The sequence below is a fragment of the Pseudomonas sp. TH31 genome (assembly GCF_016650815.1).
In the GTDB taxonomy this organism is placed as follows: Bacteria; Pseudomonadota; Gammaproteobacteria; order Pseudomonadales; family Pseudomonadaceae; genus Aquipseudomonas.
The window spans coordinates 236,787-259,369 of sequence record NZ_JAEKEZ010000010.1 but is presented as its reverse complement, the minus strand read 5'-3'; the positions used below and the strand labels follow the sequence as shown (position 1 = coordinate 259,369).

The 22,583-nt window shown below is 61.7% G+C and carries 8 protein-coding genes and 2 pseudogenes; 6 read left to right on the top strand and 4 right to left on the bottom strand.

Annotation, left to right across the window (positions count from 1 at the left end; all coding sequences use genetic code 11):
* Window positions 1-2: 2 nt before the first annotated feature.
* Window positions 3-797: a substrate-binding periplasmic protein gene (locus tag JFV26_RS07785; protein ID WP_201191201.1), complete on the top strand. Its 795-nt coding sequence runs from the start codon at window positions 3-5 to the stop codon at window positions 795-797.
* A 100-nt stretch (window positions 798-897) separates the two neighbouring features.
* Entirely contained in the window at window positions 898-1,911 is a 1,014-nt protein-coding gene (locus tag JFV26_RS07780; RefSeq protein WP_201191199.1) for a GNAT family N-acetyltransferase, read from the top strand.
* Window positions 1,912-2,045: 134 nt separating this feature from the next.
* Here the strand turns inward: JFV26_RS07780 and JFV26_RS07775 are convergent, their stop codons facing one another.
* On the bottom strand, window positions 2,046-2,594 hold the full coding sequence (locus tag JFV26_RS07775; RefSeq protein ID WP_133838209.1) for an RNA polymerase factor sigma-70: 549 nt from the start codon (window positions 2,592-2,594) through the stop codon (window positions 2,046-2,048).
* A 370-nt stretch (window positions 2,595-2,964) separates the two neighbouring features.
* Here JFV26_RS07775 and JFV26_RS07770 point away from each other — a divergent pair.
* Window positions 2,965-15,946 (top strand): annotated as a pseudogene (locus JFV26_RS07770) (non-ribosomal peptide synthetase).
* A gap of 167 nt (window positions 15,947-16,113) precedes the next feature.
* Complete coding sequence (locus tag JFV26_RS07765) at window positions 16,114-16,926, top strand: alpha/beta fold hydrolase (protein ID WP_201191197.1); 813 nt, start codon at window positions 16,114-16,116, stop codon at window positions 16,924-16,926.
* A gap of 96 nt (window positions 16,927-17,022) precedes the next feature.
* Here JFV26_RS07765 and dsbG read toward each other — a convergent pair whose 3' ends face one another.
* Genes dsbG through dsbD form a run of 3 tightly spaced genes read right to left on the bottom strand, consistent with a single transcriptional unit; the run spans window position 17,023 to window position 20,371 of the window.
* On the bottom strand, window positions 17,023-17,793 hold the full coding sequence (dsbG, locus tag JFV26_RS07760) for a thiol:disulfide interchange protein DsbG (protein WP_201191195.1): 771 nt from the start codon (window positions 17,791-17,793) through the stop codon (window positions 17,023-17,025).
* Entirely contained in the window at window positions 17,769-18,635 is an 867-nt protein-coding gene (locus tag JFV26_RS07755; RefSeq protein WP_201191193.1) for a TlpA family protein disulfide reductase, read from the bottom strand. The genes dsbG and JFV26_RS07755 overlap by 25 nt, the downstream gene beginning before the upstream one ends.
* A complete protein-coding gene (dsbD, locus tag JFV26_RS07750; protein WP_201191190.1) occupies window positions 18,635-20,371 on the bottom strand; it encodes a protein-disulfide reductase DsbD in 1,737 nt (578 codons plus the stop codon). The genes JFV26_RS07755 and dsbD overlap by 1 nt, the downstream gene beginning before the upstream one ends.
* A 153-nt stretch (window positions 20,372-20,524) precedes the next feature.
* Between dsbD and JFV26_RS07745 the strand changes: the two genes are divergently transcribed.
* Both JFV26_RS07745 and JFV26_RS07740 read left to right on the top strand, forming a co-directional pair.
* Window positions 20,525-21,205, top strand: coding sequence for a response regulator (locus tag JFV26_RS07745; protein ID WP_201191181.1), 681 nt, complete (start codon window positions 20,525-20,527; stop codon window positions 21,203-21,205).
* A pseudogene (locus JFV26_RS07740) lies at window positions 21,205-22,526 on the top strand (ATP-binding protein). The gene JFV26_RS07745 and the pseudogene JFV26_RS07740 overlap by 1 nt, the downstream one beginning before the upstream one ends.
* Window positions 22,527-22,583 lie beyond the last annotated feature (57 nt).

The window sequence follows — 22,583 nt, the reverse complement described above, 5'->3', positions numbered from 1 at the left end:
TGATGTCTTCGCCAATTTGGACGGTCTCGCGGTTATTGCTGGCGGCACTTGCGGTGGTCTGGGTAATGCCGGCCCAGGCTGCGCAACAGGTGCGGGTCGGTGCGGCGCATTTCCCGCCTTACACCGTACGCCCGGAGTCCGGCGCCGACACCGGACTGCTGCCGCAATTGGTGGAAGCCTTGAACCAGTTGCAAACCGATTACCAGTTTGTCCTGGTGCCCACCTCCATTCCCCGGCGGTTTGGTGATTTCAAGCAAGGTCGCGTCGACATGGCGATCTTCGAGAACCCGGATTGGGGCTGGAAGGAGATTCCTCACACCACTGTCGACATGGGCCTGGAAGACGCCGAGATTTTTGTCGCGCAACGCGAACCCGATCGTCGTGAAAGTTACTTTGCCGATCTCACCGGCAAACGCCTGGCTCTGTTCAGCGGCTACCACTACGAATTCGCCAACTTCAATGCCGACCCTAAATTCCTCACGCAGAACTACAACGCCACGCTGACCTATTCCCACGATAGCAACCTGCTGATGGTGCTACGCGGGCGCGCGGACATCGCCCTGGTGACGCGTTCCTACCTGTTCGATTATCTGTTGCGCAACGAGAAGGTCGCCGATCAGTTGCTGGTGTCCCAGCGCATCGATCAGGTTTACCACCACTATGCACTGCTCAGTCCGGCTGCACCGATCAGTGGTGAAGCGTTTGGCAAGTTGCTGCAAGGCTTGCGCGACAACGGCCAGATGCTGAAGATTTTTGAGCCATACAAAATCTCTCTGGTGCCGGTGCCCAAGTCCTGAAAGCGTGCCGCAGGTCGCGGATTCAACGACTTCACTTAAATTTCCCGCCCCGGCTCACGTCACATCGTTGAACTGTCGACGATTACCGTGAGCCCGACCCATGTCCAACCTGAATGACCTGACTGCCCTGGCCTTGCCGTCAGGGCACAGTCTTGTAGCCGATGAAACCGAAAGCCGCCTGAGCCTCAGCCTGGAAGGGCAGCCGCTGATCCGCTTGCGTCTGATCCGCGAGCCCGAGTTGCACCTCGAAGTCGATGAGCGCTTCGGCTTGCCTGCCAGTCAGGCATCCTGGGCCGCTTGTTATTGGCTGTTTGCCCGTGACCCGAGCTGTCAGCAGTTAACCTGGCGTCTGGAAGAAGCACCGACCGAAGCCTTGCTCAGCGGTCTACTGATTCCGACCGACGTGGCTGGCGAGTATCGTTGCGAGCGCACCTTGTTCTGGCAGTTGCCGCAGCCGTGGTTGAGCCAATCAACGACTGGCAGCTATCCACAGCAGAGGGTCATCAGCGGTGGCAAGCGTCATCCATTACGCCCGGCCAAACCGCGCGGCGAGGTCTATCGGCGTTTCGATGCGCGACTCGGTGCGTGGGTTTCCTTGCGCACAGTGGAAATAGAAAATGACCTGACCCGATTCAATCGTTGGCAGAACAACCCGCGAGTGGCGAGCTTCTGGGAAGAGGAGGGTAGCCTCCAGAAGCATCGCGAGTACTTGAGCAAACTTGACGCCGACCCGCACACCCTGACGCTGATCGGATGTTTTGATGATCAGCCATTCGCTTACTTTGAAGCCTACTGGGCCAAGGAAGATCGCATTGCGCCGTTCTATGACGCCGACGATTACGACCGCGGCATTCACATGTTGGTGGGAGAAGAGGCGCATCGCGGCCCGCATAAAGTCGCGAGTTGGTTATCGGCGCTGGTGCATTACCTGTTTCTCGACGATCCGCGCACCCGGCGCGTGGTCGCCGAACCTCGCGCCGACAACGCGAAGATGATCGGGTATCTGCACAACCAGTGTTTCCACTGCGAAAAAGAGTTCGACTTCCCGCACAAGCGCGCGGCGCTGATGGTGTTGGGGCGTGAGCGGTTTTTTGATCGGTGCAAACTGGCGTGAAGCGCAAGGCTCAAGATTCGTTGCGGTCTTGGGTCAGCCTTCGTGGGCAAGCCTCACTCCTACAGGTTTTGCGTCAAACGACGATGACGCGATTAACACCAAACCTGTAGGAGCGAGGCTTGCCCGCGAAGCTTTTAACGACGGGCGAAGGTATCCGCGCGACTGCCCGACACTTTGCGGCAATGCACCAGCGCATCCCGAATCATGAAGTTCACCAAGGTCGGCGAGACGCCGAGTTCCTTGGCGATGTCCTTTTGCGGCACGCCGTGCAGACGGTACATCTCGAAGGCGTAGCGCGTGCGGCTCGGCAGCTCGGTCAGCGCGTCGGCGATGTGTTCCAGCGTCGAGAAGTTGATGTGCGAGGTTTCCGGCGAAGCGCCCTGAATCACCACGTTCAGGCCTTCCTCTTCAGGGCCCGAGTACTTCAGTTCCAGCGCCTGCTTGCGATAGTGGTCGATGGCCAGGTTACGCACGATCTGGAACAGGTAGCTCAGCTGAGCCTTGAACGAAGAGGTGATCTGAGGCGCCGATTGCAGTCGGAAGAACGCATCTTGCACTACGTCTTCAGCGCGCGACCGGCAGCCGGTAATGCGGGCTGCAATTTTGACCAGAATCAGTCGGTTGTCGACAAAAGCCTGAAGTAGCGGTGAATCGCACCTGCTTGTGGATACTTGTTCCGTCATGGAAATCACCTTGCTGCAAATAGGGTTGTGGGACGGAAAACGTTTCGGAGCCGTCCTACACATCGAGCGACAAATTAGGTTGAATGATAATGATTGTCAATTGAGAAAGAGAATTAATGCTCCACAAAAGTGCAGAGTGCGAACTGCGACACGCAGGCAAGCCCGGCCCGGTTGGGGTTCAAGCCGGCCGACTAATTATTGCAAGACGTCAACCGTTCTCATTGGTGAATGGTTGCGGATACGTCCCGGCCAAAACAGCACTCCCAAGCCTTGCGCGGTCGGCGAAGACTGCGTCCTGCACGCCATCTAAATGAGCGTGACGTACGAAAACCGATTCCAACTGGCAAGCCGAATTCAGGCAGGAAACCTCATGACCGACGCGTTCGAACTCCCCAGCACACTGGTCCAAGCCCTTCAGCGCCGCGCGGCCCTGACGCCGGACCGCGTGGCTTTGCGGTTTCTTGCCCAAACCCCGGATCAGGCTGTGGTACTCAGTTATCGGGAGCTGGATCAGCGGGCGCGAACCATTGCCGGCGCGCTGCAGGCCGAGGCTGCGTTGGGTGATCGCGCGGTGCTGCTGTTTCCCAGCGGCCCGGATTACGTCGCGGCGTTTCTGGGTTGCCTTTATGCCGGGGTGATCGCGGTGCCGGCCTATCCGCCGGAGTCGACCAAGCGTCATCACCAGGAACGACTGCTGTCGATCATCAGCGATGCCGAGCCGCGTCTGCTGCTGACCAGCGCCGGCCTGCGCGATGCCTTGTTGCACATCGACGGGGCACCACCGTTGCTCTGTGTCGATACCCTCGACGCTGCGCTGGCTGATGGCTGGATCGCGCCGGACCTTGAAGACGACCACATCGCCTTCCTGCAATACACCTCCGGTTCCACCGCGTTGCCTAAAGGTGTGCAGGTCAGTCACGGCAACCTGGTGGCCAACGAACTGCTGATTCGACATGGTTTCGGCATTGATCTGAACCCGGACGACGTGATCGTCAGCTGGTTGCCGCTGTACCACGACATGGGCCTGATCGGCGGTCTGTTGCAGCCAATTTTCAGCGGCGTGCCGTGCGTGTTGATGTCGCCGGCGTACTTCCTCGGCCGGCCGTTGCGCTGGCTCGAAGCGATCAGCGAATACGGCGGCACCATCAGCGGCGGGCCGGACTTCGCCTATCGGCTGTGCAGTGAGCGAGTCAGCGAATCGGCGCTGGAACGCCTCGACCTGAGCGGCTGGCGCGTCGCGTATTCCGGTTCCGAGCCGATTCGCCTCGATACTCTGGAACGCTTCGCCGAGAAGTTCGCAGCGTGCGGCTTCACCCCGGACAGCTTCATGGCGTCCTATGGCCTGGCGGAAGCCACGTTGTTCGTAGCCGGCACGCCTCGCGGTCAAGGCATCGGCAATCTGCGGGTGGATGATCAGGCATTGGCACAAAACCGTGCCGAGCCGGGCGAGGGGGCGGCGATCATGAGTTGCGGCGTCAGCCAGCCGGATCACGCGGTGCTGATTATCGATCCGCTTGCGCTCGCCGAGCTGGCCGACAACGCCGTCGGTGAAGTCTGGGCCACCGGGCCGAGCATCGGCCACGGCTACTGGCGCAACCCCGAGGCCAGCGCCAAGACCTTCGTCCAGCACGCCGGCCGTACCTGGTTGCGTACTGGCGACCTGGGCTTTATGCGTGACGGTGAACTGTTCATCACCGGGCGTCTGAAAGACCTGCTGATCGTTCGCGGCCACAACCTTTATCCGCAAGACATCGAGCAAACCGTCGAGCGCGAAGTGGAAGTGGTGCGCAAAGGTCGCGTTGCTGCGTTCGCCGTCAATATCGACGGCCAGGAAGGTATCGCCATCGCTGCGGAAATCAGCCGCAGCGTGCAGAAAATCCTTGCGCCCGAGGCGCTGATCAAGTCCATCCGCCAGGCGGTGGCCGAGGCGTATCAGGAAGCGCCGGGCGTGGTGGTGTTGCTCAATCCGGGGGCGTTGCCGAAGACCTCCAGCGGCAAACTGCAACGCTCGGCATGCCGCAATCGCCTGGCGGATGGCAGCCTCGACAGCTACGCGCTGTTCCCGTCGGCAAACGTTGAAAGTAAATTCACCGCTCAATCCGCTTGCGAACTGCAAAGCCTGATCGCCACGATCTGGGGCGAGCAGCTCAACCTCAAACAGATCAACGCCGACGATCACTTCTTCCTGCTCGGCGGCAACTCCATCGCCGCCACTCAAGTGGTTGCACGTTTGCGCGCAGAACTCGGCCTGGAGCTGAACCTGCGCCTGTTGTTCGAAGCGCCGACCCTCGGCGCCTTCGCCGATGCCGTCGCTCGACTGCAACAGGACGGTGGCCTTGCCCAAGGCGAGATCACTGCACTGTCGCGTATCGACGCGATGCCGCAATCTTTGGCGCAAAACCGTCTGTGGATCACCTGGCAACTCAACCCGCAAAGCAGCGCCTACAATATTCCCGGCGCCTTGCGTCTGCGCGGCGGGCTGGACGAAGACGCGCTGCGCGCCAGTTTCCAACAGTTGATCGAACGCCACGAATCCTTGCGCACACGCTTCTTCGAGCGGGACGGCGTGGCCCTGCAACAGGTCGATGTGGCCGGCGAATTCAACCTGCGACTGATCGACATCAGCGACCTGCCGCTCGCTGAACACGAAGCCCGTGCACAACAAATCCGTGAGGACGAAGCCCGTACCCAGTTCGATCTGGAGAATGGCCCGTTGCTGTGGGTGATGCTGGTGCGCCTCGACGATGAGGACCATCAACTGCTGGTGACGATGCACCACATCATCGCCGACGGTTGGTCGCTGAACGTGCTGGTCGACGAGTTCTCGCGCCTGTACGCCGCGGCTTCACAAGGACAAAAAACCACACTCGCGGCATTGCCAACCCAATATGCCGATTACGGCAGTTGGCAGCGCCAATGGCTGGCGCAAGGCGAGGGCGAGCGACAACTGGCCTACTGGAAAAACCAGCTGGGCGATGAACATCCGGTGCTGAGCCTGGCCACGGATCATCCACGTTCTGCGCAACAGACACACAGCGCTGCCCGGCATACCGTACGTTTGGGCGTGAGCTTGAGCGAGGCGATCCACCAGATTGCCCAGGCCCACCAGGCCACGCCGTTCATGCTGTTGCTCACGGTGTTCCAGAGCCTGCTGCACCGCTACAGCGGTCAGCGTGACATCCGCATCGGCGTGCCGAATGCCAACCGTCCGCGCCTGGAAACCCAGGGGCTGATCGGCTTCTTTATCAACACCCAGGTGCTGCGCGCCGAGGTCGATTCACAGCGGCCGTTCGTCGAGCTGCTGGCGCAAACCCGCCAAGCCACGTTGGGCGCCCAAGCGCATCAGGACCTGCCGTTCGAGCAACTGCTCGAAGCGTTCCCGCAGGCTCGGGAATCCGGTCTGTTCCAGGTCATGTTCAACCACCAGCAGCGGGACTTGAGCGCGTTGCGTCGTCTGCCGGGGCTGCTGGCGGAAGAGCTGCCGTGGCACAGCCGCGAAGCCAAGTTCGACCTGCAACTGCACAGCGAAGAAGACCGTAATGGTCGCCTGAGCCTGTCCTTCGATTACGCCAGCGAACTGTTCGATGCCGAGACCATCGAGCGCCTTGCCGAGCACTTCACTAACTTGCTGCGCGACGTTTGCGAACGGCCGCAACAGGCCATCGCTGATCTGCAACTGCTGACCCCGTGCGAGCACGGCCAGCACGCATTATGGAGCGCTGCACCGTGTACGCCAGCCAACCAATGGCTGCCAGACCTGCTCAATGAACAACTGTGCCAGACCCCGGAACACACGGCGCTGATCTGGGATGGCGGTCAACTGGACTTCGCCGAACTGCACGCCCAGGCCAACCGTCTGGCCCATTACCTGCGCGACAAAGGCGTCGGCCCGGACGTCTGCGTGGCCATCGCCGCCGAGCGTTCGGCGCAGCTATTGATCGGCCTGCTGGCGATCATCAAGGCTGGCGGCGCCTACGTGCCGCTGGACCCGGATTACCCGGCCGAACGCCTGGCCTACATGCTCAGCGACAGCGGCGTCGAATTACTGCTGACCCAGACCGAATTGCTCGACCGCTTGCCGGCCACCGATGGCGTCAGCGTGATCGCCATGGACGCCCTGCACCTGGAAAACTGGCCGAGCCAGGCACCGGGCCTGCACCTGCACGGCGACAACCTGGCCTACGTGATTTACACCTCGGGCTCCACCGGTCAGCCGAAAGGGGTCGGTAACACCCACGTTGCCCTCGCTGAACGCCTGCAATGGATGCAGACCACTTATCGTCTGAATGAAACCGACGTGCTGATGCAAAAAGCCCCGATCAGTTTCGACGTGTCGGTGTGGGAGTGCTTCTGGCCGCTGATCACAGGCGCGCGTTTGTTGATTGCCGGGCCCGGCGAACACCGCGACCCGCATCGCATCGCGCAACTGGTTCAGCAGTACGGCGTGACCACGCTGCACTTCGTCCCGCCACTGTTGGCGCTGTTTATCGAAGAACCGCTGACCGCCGAATGCACCAGCCTGCGCCGGGTGTTCTCCGGCGGCGAAGCCTTGCCCGCCGAACTGCGCAAGCGCGTGCTCGAGCAATTGCCGGCAGTGCAACTGCACAACCGCTACGGTCCGACCGAAACCGCGATCAACGTCACCCATTGGCATTGCACCATGGCCGATGGCGAACGCTCGCCGATTGGCCGGCCGGTGGGCAATGTGGTTTGCCGTGTGCTCGACGGCGACCTCAATCCGCTGCCGGCCGGTGTGCCGGGTGAACTGTGCATCAGCGGTATTGGCTTGGCCCGAGGCTATCTCGGTCGTCCGTCCCTGACCGCCGAACGTTTTGTCGTCGATCCATTGGGCGAGCAGGGCGCGCGGCTGTACCGCACCGGCGACCGGGCGTGCTGGACAACTGATGGCGTGATCGAATACCTCGGGCGCCTCGATCAGCAGGTCAAACTGCGCGGTTTCCGGGTGGAGCCTGAAGAAATCGAAGCGCGGTTGCTGGCCCAGGACGGCATTGCTCAAGCCGTGGTGCTGGTGCGCGAGACGGCGGCCGGTGGCCAGTTGATCGGTTACTACACCGCCACCGATTCAACCGAAACTGAAGACACACAGTCCGCGCGCCTGAAAATCGCGCTGGCCGCTGAACTGCCGGAATACATGGTCCCGGCGCAGCTGATGCGCTTGGATGAAATGCCCCTGAGCCCGAGCGGAAAACTCGACCGCCGGGCCTTGCCGGAACCGCAGTGGCAGGTTTGCGAACACGTCGAACCGGTTACCGTGCTCGAGCAGCAAATCGCCGGTATCTGGCGCGAAGTTCTGGGCCAAAGCCAAATCGGTCTGCGCGACGACTTCTTCGCCCTCGGTGGTCATTCGCTGTTGGCCACACAAATCATTTCCCGCACCCGCCAGGCCTGCGACGTCGAATTGCCGTTGCGCGCGCTGTTCGAAAACAGTGAGCTGGTCGCGTTCGCCGAACAGGTCCGGTTGATCCAGGCCAGCGGTAGCACCAACCAGCAGCCGCCAATCGAGAAAGTCGATCGCAGCCAACCGGTGCCGCTGTCCTATTCCCAGCAGCGCATGTGGTTCCTCTGGCAAATGGAGCCGGACAGCCCGGCCTATAACGTCGGCGGCATGGCACGGCTACGCGGGGTGCTGGATGTCGGGCGTTTCGAAGCGGCGTTGCAGGCGTTGATCATTCGCCACGAAACCCTGCGCACCACGTTCCCGAGCGTTGGCGGCGTGGCCCGGCAACAGGTGCATGCCGAGACCGGCATGCGCATGGATTGGAAGGACTTCACCGCGCTCGATGCCGATGGCCGTGAGTGGCAAGTCCAGCAACTGGCTGACGATGAGGCGCACAAGCCGTTCGACCTGGACACCGGCCCGCTGCTGCGCGCCTGTCTGGTCAAGACCGGCGAGCAGGAACACTACCTGGTGCTGACCTTGCACCACATCGTCACCGAAGGCTGGGCGATGGACATTTTCGCCCGTGAACTGAGCGCGCTCTACGAAGCTTTTGTCGATGACCGCGAATCGCCGCTGGAACCGTTGCCGGTGCAGTATCTGGATTACAGCGTCTGGCAGCGTCAGTGGCTGGAATCCGGCGAGCGTCAACGCCAACTCGACTACTGGACCGGGCAACTGGGCCGAGAGCATCCGTTGCTGGAATTGCCCGCTGACCGTCCGCGTCCACCGGTACAAAGCCACCAGGGTGAACTGTTCCGATTCGATCTGAGCGATGACCTCGCCGCCCGCGTTCGTGCCTTCAATGCGCAAAACGGTCTGACCCTGTTCATGACCATCACCGCCGCCCTGGCTGTGCTGCTTTACCGCTACAGCGGCCAGACTGATCTGCGCATCGGCGCGCCGGTGGCCAACCGCATTCGTCCGGAAAGCGAAGGGCTGATCGGCGCGTTTCTCAACACCCAAGTGCTGCGTTGCCAGCTCGACGGGCAGATGTCCGTCGGTGAGTTGTTCGAGCAGGTTCGCCACACCGTGATCGAAGGCCAGTCCCATCAGGACCTGCCGTTCGATCACCTGGTGGAAGCCTTGCAGCCACCGCGCAGCGCGGCCTACAACCCGTTATTCCAGGTGATGTGCAACGTCCAGCGCTGGGAATTCCAGCAGCGCCGGACACTGGCGGGCATGACCGTTGAATACCTGGCCAACGATGCCCGGGCGACCAAGTTCGACCTCAACCTGGAAGTCACCGACCTCGATCATCGCCTCGGTTGCTGCCTGACTTACAGCACCGATTTGTTTGATGAACCGCGTATTGCGCGGATGGCCGGGCACTGGCGCAATCTGCTGGAAGCCTTGCTGGCCGATCCGCAACAACGTCTCAGTGAACTGCCGTTGCTCGAAACCACCGAGCAAAAAACCTGCTGAACAGCCTCGGCATCGAGCCGGGCGAGCACCGTCTGGACCAGTGCATTCATCAGCTGTTCCGCGAACAGGCGCTGGCCCGCAAAGACGCGCCGGCCCTGACCTTCGCCGGACAAACCCTGAGCTACGCCGAACTCGAGAGCCGTGCCAATCGCCTGGCCTGGGTGCTGCGCGAGCGCGGTGTCGGCCCGCAAGTGCGCGTCGGCCTGGCGCTGGAGCGGTCGCTGGAAATGGTCATCGGCCTGTTGGCGATCCTCAAGGCTGGCGGCGCCTACGTGCCGCTGGACCCGGAATACCCGCTCGATCGCCTGCACTACATGATCGAAGACAGCGGCATCGGCCTGCTGCTCAGCGATACGGCGATGTTCAAAGCCCTCGGTGAATTGCCATCAACCGTGGCCCGTTGGTGTCTCGAAGAGGACGCCGCCGAACTGGCCAATTACCCGGCCAGCGAGTTGCCGTTTATCAGCCTGGCGCAGCATCAGGCCTACCTGATTTACACCTCCGGCTCCACCGGCAAACCGAAAGGCGTGGTGGTGTCCCACGGCGAAATCGCCATGCACTGCCAAGCCGTGATCGAACGCTTCGGCATGCGCCCGGACGATTGCGAACTGCACTTCTATTCGATCAACTTCGACGCCGCCACCGAGCGTCTTTTGGTGCCGCTGTTGAGCGGTGCCCAAGTGGTGTTGCGCGCTCAAGGGCAGTGGGATGCCGAAGAAATCTGCGGCCTGATACGTCAGCACCAGATCAACATCCTCGGCTTCACCCCAAGCTACGGCAGCCAGTTGGCGCAGTGGCTGGCGACCCAGGGTGAAACCCTGCCGGTGCGCATGTGCATCACGGGTGGTGAGGCCCTGACCGGTGAACACTTGGCGAGGATTCGCGCGGCGTTCAAACCGAGCGTGTTCTTTAACGCTTACGGCCCAACTGAAACGGTGGTCATGCCGCTGGCCAGTCTTGCCCCGCAAATGTTGGAAGAAGGGCTCGGCAGCGTGCCAATCGGCAGCGTGATCGGCGCGCGGGTGGCGTACATCCTTGATGCCGACCTGGCTTTGGTGCCGCAAGGTGCGACCGGTGAATTGTACGTCGGCGGTACCGGCCTGGCCCAGGGTTATCACGAGCGGGCGGGCATGACGGCCGAGCGTTTTGTGGCGGATCCCTTTGCCGACAACGGCGGGCGCATCTATCGCACTGGCGACCTGGTGCGTCAGCGTGCCGATGGCTTGGTCGAGTACCTTGGGCGTATCGACCATCAAGTGAAAATTCGCGGCTTCCGCATTGAACTGGGTGAGATTGAAACCCGTCTGCTGGAACATGAGTCGATCCGTGAAGCCGTGGTTCTGGCGTTGGATGCGCCAGGCGGCAAACAACTGGCTGGCTACCTGGTCACTGACGTCGCCGAACAGGACGAAGCGCAACAAGCCGCCCTGCGCGAAGCACTGAAGGCTCGCCTCAAATCCCAACTGCCGGACTACATGGTGCCGACGCACCTGATTCTGCTGGCGAGCATGCCACTGACCGCCAACGGCAAACTCGACCGCCGCGCACTGCCGGCGCCGGACCCGGAGCTCAACCGCCAGCACTACGTGGCGCCGAGCAACGAGCTTGAGCTGACATTGGCCGGCATCTGGTGCGAAGTGCTGAACGTCGTGCAGGTTGGCCTCAACGACAACTTCTTCGAACTGGGCGGCGACTCGATCCTGTCCATTCAAGTGGTCAGCCGCGCGCGGCAGCAGGGCATTCATTTCAGCCCGCGTGATCTGTTCCAGCACCAGACGGTGCAAACCCTCGCCGCCGTGGCAACCCGCACCGAGCAGGTCACCGCCGAGCAAGGTTTGCTCACCGGCGAATCGCGTTTGACGCCGATCCAGCATTGGTTCTTCGATACCGATATCGCCGAGCGTCAGCACTGGAACCAGGCGTTACTGCTGGAACCGAGCGTGGCGCTGGAACCCCATCGCCTGGAGCAAGCGTTGCTGGCGGTGATCGAACAACACGACGCCTTGCGCCTGCGCTTCTCTCAAGTCGATGCGCAATGGCGCGCCGAACACCAAACCGTCAATGACACCCCGGTGTTGTGGCAGGTTCGCGTTGCATCGATGGACAAATGCACCGCGCTGTTCGCCGATGCCCAACGCAGCCTCGACCTCGAACAAGGGCCGTTGATCCGAGCCTTGCTGGTCGACGGTCCTGAAGGCCAACAACGTCTGTTCATTGCTATTCACCACTTGGTGGTGGACGGTGTGTCCTGGCGGGTGCTGCTGGACGATCTGCAAACGGTTTACCGTCAGCTCGAAGCTCGGCAGTCGGTCAACCTGCCGGCGAAAACCAGCGCCTTCAAGGACTGGGCCGCACGCTTGCAGGCCTATGCCGGCAGCGAATCCCTGCGCGAAGAACTGAGCTGGTGGCAGTCGCAACTGGCCGGTCCAAGCGCTGTGCTGCCGTGTGATCGTCCTCAGGGCGGTCAACAGAATCGTCATGCGCAAACCGTCAGCGTGCGACTGGATGCCGAACGCACCCGGCAATTGCTGCAACAGGCCCCGGCCGCCTATCGCACCCAGGTCAATGATCTGCTGCTGACTGCGTTGGCCCGAGTCATGTGCCGCTGGAGCGGTCATGAATCGGTGTTGATCCAACTCGAAGGTCATGGTCGTGAAACCCTGTTCGACGAGATCGACCTGACCCGCACCGTCGGCTGGTTCACCAGCGCTTATCCGCTGCGTCTGGTGCCAATGGACGGACAGGGCGCTTCGATCAAGGCGATCAAGGAACAACTGCGCGTCGTGCCGCATAAAGGTCTGGGTTATGGCGTGCTGCGTTACCTGGCCGATGATCTGTGCCGCCAGACCCTGGCCGCGTTGCCAGTGGCGCCGATTACCTTCAACTACCTCGGCCAGTTCGACCAGAGCTTCGGCGCGCACGCGTTGTTCCGCCCACTCGATGAGCCGGTTGGCGCCGCTCACGATCCACACGCACCACTGCCGAACGAGTTGAGCGTCGACAGCCAGGTCTACGGCGGCGAATTGGTATTTCGCTGGACCTTCAGCACCGAACGCCACGACCGGCAAACCATCAGCGATCTGGCGCAGGACTACGTCGGCGAGTTGCAAAGCCTGATCGAGCATTGCCTGCACGACGAGGCCGGTGGCCTGACGCCGTCGGACTTCCCGTTGGCGAAATTGACCCAGCCGCAACTCGATGCGCTGCCGATCCCGGCCGCCGTCATCGAAGACGTCTACCCGCTGACCCCGATGCAGGAAGGCATGCTGCTGCACACCTTGCTGGAACCGGGTACCGGCCTCTACTACATGCAGGACCGCTACCGCATCAACAGCGAGCTCGACCCGCAGCGTTTCGCCCAGGCCTGGCAAGCGGTGATCGCCCGTCACGAAGCCCTGCGTGCGTCGTTCTGCTGGAACGTCGGCGAAGACATGCTGCAAGTGATCCACAAACCGGGCAGCACGCCGATCGAGTACCTCGACTGGACCGCGATTGCCGAAAATAAGCAAGAACCGAAGCTGCAAGCGTTGCTGAAAAACGAGCGCGAAGCCGGGTTCGATCTGCTCAACCAGGCACCGTTCCACCTGCGCCTGATCAAGGTCGGCGCGGCGCGCTACTGGTTCATGATGAGTAACCACCACATCCTGATCGATGCCTGGTGCCGCTCGCTGCTGATGAACGACTTCTTCGAAATCTACATGGCGCTGGGCGAAGGTCGGGATGCGCAATTGGCCGTGCCGCCGCGCTACCGCGACTACATCGGCTGGCTGCAACGCCAAAGCCTGGCCGAGGCGCGGCAGTGGTGGAAAACCAACCTGCAAGGCTTCGAGCGGACCACGCCGATTCCGAGTGACCGACCGTTCCTGCGGGAACACGCCGGTGACAGCGGCGGCATGGTGGTGGGCGATCGCTACACCCGACTCGATGCTCGGGACGGTGCGCAATTGCGTGAGCTGGCCCAGGCCCATCAACTCACTATCAACACGTTCGCCCAAGCGGCGTGGGCCTTGGTTTTGCGACGCTTGAGCGGTGATCGCGACGTGCTGTTCGGCGTCACGGTGGCCGGGCGTCCGGTGGACATGCCGCAGATGCAACGCACGGTCGGGCTGTTCATCAACAGCATCGCGCTGCGGGTGAAAATGCCCGAAGACGATCAGCGTTGCAGCGTTCGTCAGTGGCTCAGCGGCTTGCTCGACAGCAACATGCAACTGCGCGAGTACGAATACCTGCCGCTGGTGAGCATCCAGGAAAACAGTGAACTGCCGAAAGGCCAGCCGTTGTTCGACAGTCTGTTCGTGTTCGAGAACGCCCCGGTGGAAGTCTCGGTGCTGGATCGGGCGCAAAACCTCAACGCGACCTCGGATTCGGGCCGCACCCACACCAACTTCCCGCTGACAGCGGTCTGCTATCCGGGCGATGACCTCGGTTTGCACCTGTCCTACGACCAGCGTTACTTCGACGAGTCCACGGTCGAGTGCATGCTCGGTGAGTTCAAGCGTTTGCTGCTGGCGCTGGTCGAAGGCTTCCATGGCGACATGGCCGACTTGCCGCTGCTGGGCGCCGAGGAACAGGACTTTCTGGTCCATGGCTGCAACCAGAGTGAGCACGACTACCCGCTGGAGCAAAGCTACGTCGAGCTGTTCGAAGCCCAGGTCGCACAGCATCCGCAGCGCATCGCCGCCAGTTGCCTTGACCGGCTGCACAGTTACGTCGAGCTGAACCAGTGCAGTAACCGTCTCGGTCACGCGTTGATCGCCGCTGGCATCGGGCTGGATCAACCGGTGGCGTTGCTGGCGGAACGTAACCTTGATCTGCTCGGCATGATCATCGGCAGCTTCAAGGCCGGTGCCGGTTACCTGCCGCTGGACCCGGCGCTGCCGAGTCAGCGTCTGGGCCGGATCATCGACCTCAGCCGTACGCCGTTGCTGGTTTGCACTCAGGCTTGCCGTGAACAGGCAGTCGCGTTGCTGGACGAGTTTGCCTGTGCCAATAGACCCAAGTTGCTGGTCTGGGAAGACGTGCAGGCGAGCGATGTGTCGGCACAAAACCCGGCATCTACAGTGCCCCGGATAACCTGGCCTACGTGATCTACACCTCGGGTTCCACCGGGTTGCCGAAAGGCGTGATGGTCGAACAGCGCGGCATGCTCAATAACCAGTTGAGCAAGGTGCCGTACCTGAACCTGAGCGCTGCGGATGTGATCGCGCAAACCGCTTCGCAAAGCTTCGACATCTCGGTCTGGCAGTTCCTCGCCGCACCGCTGTTCGGTGCACGGGTGGACATCGTGCCGAACACCATCGCCCACGATCCGCAGGGTTTGCTGGCCCACGTTCAGAGCCAGGGCATCACCGTGCTCGAAAGCGTGCCGTCGCTGATCCAGGGCATGCTCGCCGAGGACCGCATGAGCCTCGACGGTCTGCGCTGGATGCTGCCGACCGGTGAAGCCATGCCTCCGGAACTGGCGCACCAATGGCTGTTGCGTTACCCGGAGATTGGGCTGGTCAATGCTTATGGCCCGGCGGAATGCTCGGACGACGTGGCGTTCTTCCGCGTCGACATGGCCTCGACCCGCGGCAGCTACTTGCCGATTGGTACGCCGACCGACAACAACCGTTTGTACCTGCTCGATGGCGCGCTGGAACTGGTCCCGCTGGGTGCGGTGGGTGAGTTGTGTGTCTCGGGGGCCGGCGTCGGTCGCGGTTATGTCAGCGATCCGCTGCGCACCGCCCAGGTGTTTGTGCCGAACCCGTTTGGCGAGCCCGGTGACAGGTTGTATCGCACCGGCGACCTGGCCCGTCGGCGCAGTGACGGCGTGTTGGAATACGTTGGCCGCATCGACCATCAGGTGAAGATTCGCGGTTACCGCATCGAGTTGGGGGAAATTGAAGCGCGCCTGCACGAACAGCCGCAAGTCCGCGCTGCGGCGGTTGGCGTGCAAGAAGGTGTGAGCGGCAAGCACTTGGTCGGCTATCTGGTCGCAGCGGATTCGGCGCTTGACCCGAGTGAACGACTGGAACGTATCAAGCAGCGCCTGCGCGCCGAACTGCCGGAGTACATGGTGCCGCTGCACTGGTTGTGGCTCGACAAAATGCCGCTCAATACCAACGGCAAACTGGATCGCAAGGCGCTTCCGGCGCTGGAGATCGGCCAGTTGCAGAGCCAGGATTATCGAGCCCCGCGCAATGAACTGGAGCAGACCCTGGCCGATATCTGGGCTGAAGTGTTGAAGGTGGAGCCGGTCGGCATTCACGACAACTTCTTCGAGCTGGGCGGTCATTCGCTGCTGGCGACACAAATCGCCTCGCGGGTGCAAAAAACCCTGCAACGCAACGTGCCGCTGCGGGCGATGTTCGAGTGCAGCACGGTGCAAGAGCTGGCCGAATACATCGATGGGCTGGCGGCGAGTGACATCACCGAAGAGAAGGTCAATCGCTTGAATGACCTGATGGCGGAGTTGGAGGGGCTTTAAAGTCAAAAGATCGCAGGCTGCGCCAGCTCCTACAGGTATACGCCGAACCTCTGTAGGAGCTGGCGCAGCCTGCGATCTTTTGATCTTCAACAAGGTTGACTGTGAAATCCATGCAGTTCAGCCTGCCAAGGCTTTTTCGGTAGACCCCTTCACAAAGGAGACAGTCGATGCCCTTCGCAACAATAGACGGACAACCCCTTCACTACTTTGACCAAGGTACTGGCCCGGCAGTGCTGCTGGCTGGCAGCTACCTGTGGGACCAGGCCATGTGGGCGCCGCAGATTGCAGCGCTGTCGCAGCAGTATCGGGTGATTGCCCTGGACCTCTGGGGCCACGGTGAATCCGGACGGCTGCCCGAAGGCACAACGTCACTGGATGACATTGCACGTCAGGCATTGACGCTGCTCGATCATCTGGACATCGATCGTGTCACGCTGGTCGGTTTGTCGGTCGGTGGCATGTGGGGCGTGCGTCTGGCGCTGTCGGCACCTCAGCGGCTCAACGGCCTGGTGCTGATGGACACCTACGTCGGTGTCGAACCCGAACCGACTCGCCAATATTATTTTTCGCTGTTCAAACAGATCGAAGACACCGGCGTGATCTCGCCGCAGTTGTTGGACATCGTGGTGCCGATCTTCTTCCGTCCGGGCATCGATCCGCAGTCGGCGCTGTATCAGCAGTTCCGTGCGTCGCTGGCGGCGTTGCCCGCTGGACGTCTGCGCGAGAGTATCGTGCCGATGGGGCGGATTACCTTTGGTCGGGATGATCTGTTGCCGCGTCTGGCCGAGTTGAATCCTGAAACCACGTTGGTGATGTGCGGTGATCAGGACAAGCCACGGCCGCCGTCCGAGGCCCGAGAGATGGCCGAGCTGATGGGTTGCCCCTGTGTGTTGGTGCCGGAGGCGGGGCATATCTCCAATCTGGAGAACCCGGGGTTTGTGACGGCGGCGTTGCTGGCGTTTTTGGCTGACAGAAATTAGTCGATCTCGCGGACGCCTTCGCGGGCAAGCCTCGCTCCTACAGAAGATTGCATACCCCTGTAGGAGCGAGGCTTGCCCGCGAAGAGGCCGGTGGGGTTACTTCGGCCCAAGAATCGACAACAATTTGTCCGGCGATGGCGCGCCTTGCTGTTGTTGCAACTCGCCCTTGTCATCCATGTAGAAAATCGCCGGGGTCGCTGACAACTCCAGGTCTTCCATCAATTTCATGTTCGCCGCGAGTTTCGCCTGAATCGCCGGTGGCACCTCTTTCAGGGCCTTGAGTGTACTGGCCTTGCCGGATTTCTCATGTTCTTCCAGGGCTTTGCCTGGGTCCTTGGCGGCCAGCAGCGCGGCGGATTTGCCCGGGCTGTCTTCGCGGATAATCCCGACCATGATGTGCCGCAATTGCACCTTGCCAGCCTTGACCCACGGCCGCGCCTGTTCCCAGAACATGTTGCAGTAAGGGCAGTTCGGGTCGCTGAACAGGTACACGACGCGCGGTGCGTCCTTGTTACCGTCGCCGATCCAGTTGCTCGCTTCCATCTTGCCCCAGACTTCCTTGGCCATCGGCGCGTAGACCAGCTTCTGCAGCGGCGCGCTGCTCAGGTCATTGCCGTCGGCGTCGTACAGGTTACCGAGCAGCACGTGCTTGCCATCCGGGGTCAGGTACAGCGCCATGCCGCGGTTCTGGTATTGCGCCGCATAACCGCGCAAACCGTCCGGTGCATCGAATTGGCCGACAATTTTTGCGCCTTTGGCTTCGATCTTCTTGATCGCGTCGGGCAGTTCTTCAGCAGCCTGTACCGACGGCAGGTGTAGCAGGGCCGCGCCCAGGGTCAGCGTCAGCAGGTGGCGGAGGCGAGGCATGGTAATTTCCTTGCAGAGGTAGCCGGTGCGGCAGGATTAGGGGAGTCGAAGTTTTCCAGGGCACGGGCCAGGCTGGCTTGCGACAATTCGCCCAGATGGCTGCCCAGCAGGCGACCGTCGTGGCTATAAAACAGCGTAGTCGGCAAGGCCATGGAGCCGACGGCCTGACCCAGTCGACCGCTGCCATCGAACAGCACGTTGGACAGGCTCAGGCCCTGGGTTTCCAGGAAAGTGCTGACGCTTTGCATGCTTTCGGCCTGGTTGACGAACAGGAAGGTCAGGTCCGGGCGCTGTTGCTGGGCATTTTCCAGCACCGGCATCTCCCGGCGGCACGGCGGGCACCAAGTGGCCCAGAGGTTGATGACCAGCGGGCCACCCTGATAGTCGGCCAGTTGCACAATTTCGCCGGAGGCATTGCGCAAGGTGATTTCCGGCAGGCGTGTGCCTTGTTCGTAAAGACTCAAAGAGAAGGTCGCCAGCAACCAGAACAGCAGGCCGCTGCCGACACCGAAACCCAGTGGCCGGCGCAAACCCGGTCGGCGCCAACCGCGATACAACGCGGCGAGCACCAGCACGATCACGCCCGGCCAGGCGAGAAAGCCGCCATCGCGCAGGTCGATGATCTGCCAGGCATCGTTGCGATACTGCGCCCAGTAGGTGACCACGAAACTAATCCGCGCCGCCAGCATGCCCAGCAAAAACAGGCTGAACAGCACCGACTCGGGATTCTCGCCGCCGCGCTTGGCCACTCGCCAGCCGACAAAGGTGGCCAGCGCCAGGGCACTGATCAGCAGCAGGTGATTAAGCGCGATGGCAAAGGTGCCGAGGGTAAAGGTCAGCATTAACGGGCATCTCGGGTGGTGGTCCAGCGTTGCAGGAAGGTGTCGGCATCGACCTCGCCGGTGATGCGCTGGCTGCGGCGCTCGACGCCGTCGGCCCCGATCCACAGCAGGCTTGGCGGCCCGGGCACTTTATAACGGCGCAGTAGTTCGCGGCTGGCGGCATTGTCGGCGGTGACGTCCAGCCGTAGCAAGCGTACATCGCTCAGGGCTTCAAGCACCTGAGGTTTGGCGAAGACCTGTTTTTCCATGACTTTGCACGACACGCACCAGTCGGCGTAATAGTCCAGCAACACCCATTGGCCCTGCGCCTGTGCGGCATCCAACTCCCGTTGCAGCATCGCGGGGTCCTCGATCGTGGTGAACGCATCATGGCCGACCGGGTTGGCGGTATTGCTGGAACTGGAACCGGCATAAACCTGCAACGGCTTGAACAGATCATCGCTGCCACCCGCGGCACCGATCATCAACAGGCTGCCCCATATCCCCAGCAACAGCGAACCGGCGCCGAACACATGGGCGACGCGACCAAAGCCTTCCGACTGTTTCCAGGCGCTGTAGGCGGCGATCAACAGCAAGGCGCCGCACAGACCGACCCACAGCGACTCGTCCAGCACCGGGCGCAGCATCAGCAGCGCGGTCGCGAGGAAGAGGAAGCCGAACACGCCTTTAAGCAGGTTCATCCAGGCGCCGGGCTTGGGCAGGAAGCGGTTGCCGACCGTCACCAGTAACAACAGCGGCACACCGATGCCGATGCCCATGGCGAACAGAATCAGCCCGCCGTGCAATGCATTGCCGCTCTGGGCGATGTAGAGCAGGGCGCCAGCCAGTGGCGCGGTCATGCAAGGACCGACCAACAGACCGGACAGGGCCCCCAGCACACCGGCCCCGATCAGGCTGCCGCCGCGTTGATTGCGTGAGACGTTTTCCAGTCGATCACGTACGGCCACCGGCAATTGCAGCTCAAAGAAACCGAACATCGGCAGCGCCAGCAATACAAACACCGCCGCGAAACTGCCCAGCAACCAGGGGTTTTGCAGCAGCGCCTGAAGGTTGGCCCCAAGCAGAGACGCCAAAACGCCCATCGCCGCATACACCAGCGCCATGCAGATCACATAGCTGCCGGCCAGCGCGAAACCACGTTTGGGCGTGGCGCCGCTGCCAACGATCAAACCGCCCAGAATCGGTAGCATCGGCAAGGTGCAGGGGGTGAAGGCCAGCAGCAGACCCAAGCCAAAGAACACCAGCAAACTCCAGCCCAGTGCCCGCTGTTGCAGGTTACTGGCCAGGGTTTGGTCGGGTGCTTCGTTGGTCATGTTCGCCCTGTTGCCATTGCCCAGGTCGACCACCTGAGTCTGCGGCGGATAACACAAACCGGCATCGGCGCAGCCCTGGAAGCCAACTTTGACCTGGCCCGTGACCCCGGCCGGGATCTTCAGCTCAAGTCCCTGGCGATAGACGGGCTGCTCACCGAAGAACTCATCGCTGTGCGACTCGCCCTCAGGCAACGCGGGATGCTGCTCCGGGGCGAGATCGTCGAATTTAAGGCGCTTCTGATACAGGTAATAACCGTCGGCGATTTGCCAATACAGTTGGGTTTCACCGGACTCCAGGCGTTCGGAGGTAAAGATGAACGCCTTCTCGACTGGAAGAAACTCGGGTTTGGTATCGAACGGATTGGTCCCTGCCTGGGCGGCACCCGAGATCAAGAAAACAAAGAATAGAAACAGTCGACGCATGGGTAAGCCTTATCCCTGTGCAAGTGAGTTGCACAATGGTGCGCGGCGATTAACCGATGATTAACCATCACGGTCTTGTGGCTCCGACGATCGGAGCATAATGTCCGCTTAATCGGCCACCGGCCTAATCAGCTTTTTTCTACGGGGCTTTATATGCACGTACTGGTTTGCGAAGACGATGAGCTGATCGCCAGCGGCATCGTCGCCGGCCTCACCGCCCAGGGCCTGACCGTGGAACACGTCGCCACCGCTTCTGCTGCGCGGGCGATGCTCAAGGTCGCCGAATTCGATGTCATGGTGCTCGATCTTGGCCTGCCGGACGAAGACGGCCTCAAGCTGCTTCAACAGCTGCGCAATGGCGGTCTGGAGATCCCGGTACTGATTCTCACCGCCCGGGATTCGGTCACCGACCGCGTCGACGGCCTGCAAGCCGGTGCTGACGACTATCTGCTCAAACCCTTCGACCTGCGTGAACTCGCCGCGCGCCTGCACACGTTGCTGCGGCGAGTGGCCGGGCGCAGCGTCAACCTGATCGAACATGGCGTGCTGACTTACGACCCAAGCAGCCGCGAAACCATGCTCGGCGGCCAGCCGGTTGACCTGTCGCGCCGCGAGCAATCGCTGCTGCAGGCCCTGTTGCACAACCGTGGCCGGGTGCTGTCCACCGAGCAGTTGAAGGACAGCGTCTACGGTTTCAACGATGAACTGGAAAGTAATGCCCTCAACGTCCATATCCATCACCTGCGGCGTAAACTCGGCAATGGCATCGTCGAGACGGTGCGCGGACTGGGCTATCGCCTGGGGCCGGCGGATGGCGGAGATCAATCGAAGTGATGAGCCTGCGTTTGCGCCTGAGCCTGACCCTCGGCGCCGCTTTTGCGCTGATCTGGGCGCTGGCAGCCGCCTGGATGCTCAGCGACCTGCGAAACCAGATGATGTTTTCCCTTGATCAGCGGCTGGTGGCGTCGGCACGGATGGTCGCCGGGTTGATGGAGCAATTGCCGGCGCTGCCGACCAAGGGTGAGGGCACCCATTTCAGTGCCGAGCAATTGAACGTCCCCGGAGGCATGGCCTGTCAGGTCAGTTCGTTGCGTGGCGAAATCCTCGCCCGTAGTCACACCGACCCGCAACAAACCCTGGAAGCCGAGAAAATGGGTTTCCACGACCAGATGATTGATGGCGCGCCGTGGCGCAGTTTTACCCTGGCGCGTGGTGATCTGCGGATTACCACGGCGGATCGGCAGATCGAGCGCGAGGCGCTGAACATGTCGATCCTGTTGGCCGCGTCGGTGCCGGTGGGCGTGGCCTTGCTCGGTTGCCTGTGCCTGCTTTGGCTGGGCATCGGCCAGGGGCTGGCGCCGCTCAATCGCATGCGCGATGCCTTGATGCGCCGCAGTGCCGATTCCCTTGAGCCGTTACAGATCCAGCCGCTACCCAGCGAGTTGCAACCCTTGCTGGATACCCAGAATCAGCTGTTCCAGCGCATCGGCCGGACCATCGAACGTGAGCGACGCCTGACCGGCGATGCGGCTCACGAGTTGCGCAGCCCTTTGACCGCGATCAAGACCCACCTGCAAGTGGCTCGCATGACCGACGGCGCAGCCGGGATCAATCCCTGGCTCGGGCCGAGGAGGGCGCCGACCGTCTGCACCGCACCCTTGAACAATTGCTGTTGCTGGCGCGGGTCGAGGGCAGTCTGTCGTTCGATGACGGCGTTCAGTGCAGCGCCGAGCAAGTGGCGAAACTGGCGATTCAGGATGCCGCCAGCGGTGATCGCCAGCGCATCAGGTTCCAAGTACCGACGAAAGTCTCGGCCGCCCCGGTGCAAATGCCCGCAGTGTTGTCGATTGCAGCGCTGCGCAACTTGCTGGACAACGCCTTGCGTCATACGCCGAGCGACGGGGCCGTGGAACTGAGCCTTGAAACCACCGATAACCGTGTGCGGTTCGTGGTGCGCGACCATGGGCCGGGAATTGCTGAAGATGATCTGCAGCACCTGACCCAACGCTTCTGGCGCAATGGCCAGAGCACCGGTTGCGGCCTGGGGCTGGCGATTGTTCAGGCAATTGTTCAGCGTTGCGCCTGCACCTTGCGTTTCGACAGTCGCCCGGACGGGTTGCGGGTCGAGCTGACCATGCCGTTGCAACCGGCCTAATCCCTGTAGGAGCTGCCCAAGGCTGCGATCTTTTGATCTGGCTTCTACACATGAAGA

What these genes read in the sequence shown, in the direction of transcription:
- JFV26_RS07785 (WP_201191201.1), top strand. Translation starts at nt 3, where the DNA reads ATGTCTTCGCCAATTTGGACGGTCTCGCGGTTATTGCTGGCGGCACTT.
- JFV26_RS07780 (WP_201191199.1), top strand. Translation starts at nt 898, where the DNA reads ATGTCCAACCTGAATGACCTGACTGCCCTGGCCTTGCCGTCAGGGCAC.
- JFV26_RS07775 (WP_133838209.1), bottom strand. Translation starts at nt 2,594, where the DNA reads ATGACGGAACAAGTATCCACAAGCAGGTGCGATTCACCGCTACTTCAG.
- JFV26_RS07765 (WP_201191197.1), top strand. Translation starts at nt 16,114, where the DNA reads ATGCCCTTCGCAACAATAGACGGACAACCCCTTCACTACTTTGACCAA.
- dsbG (WP_201191195.1), bottom strand. Translation starts at nt 17,793, where the DNA reads ATGCCTCGCCTCCGCCACCTGCTGACGCTGACCCTGGGCGCGGCCCTG.
- JFV26_RS07755 (WP_201191193.1), bottom strand. Translation starts at nt 18,635, where the DNA reads ATGCTGACCTTTACCCTCGGCACCTTTGCCATCGCGCTTAATCACCTG.
- dsbD (WP_201191190.1), bottom strand. Translation starts at nt 20,371, where the DNA reads ATGCGTCGACTGTTTCTATTCTTTGTTTTCTTGATCTCGGGTGCCGCC.
- JFV26_RS07745 (WP_201191181.1), top strand. Translation starts at nt 20,525, where the DNA reads ATGCACGTACTGGTTTGCGAAGACGATGAGCTGATCGCCAGCGGCATC.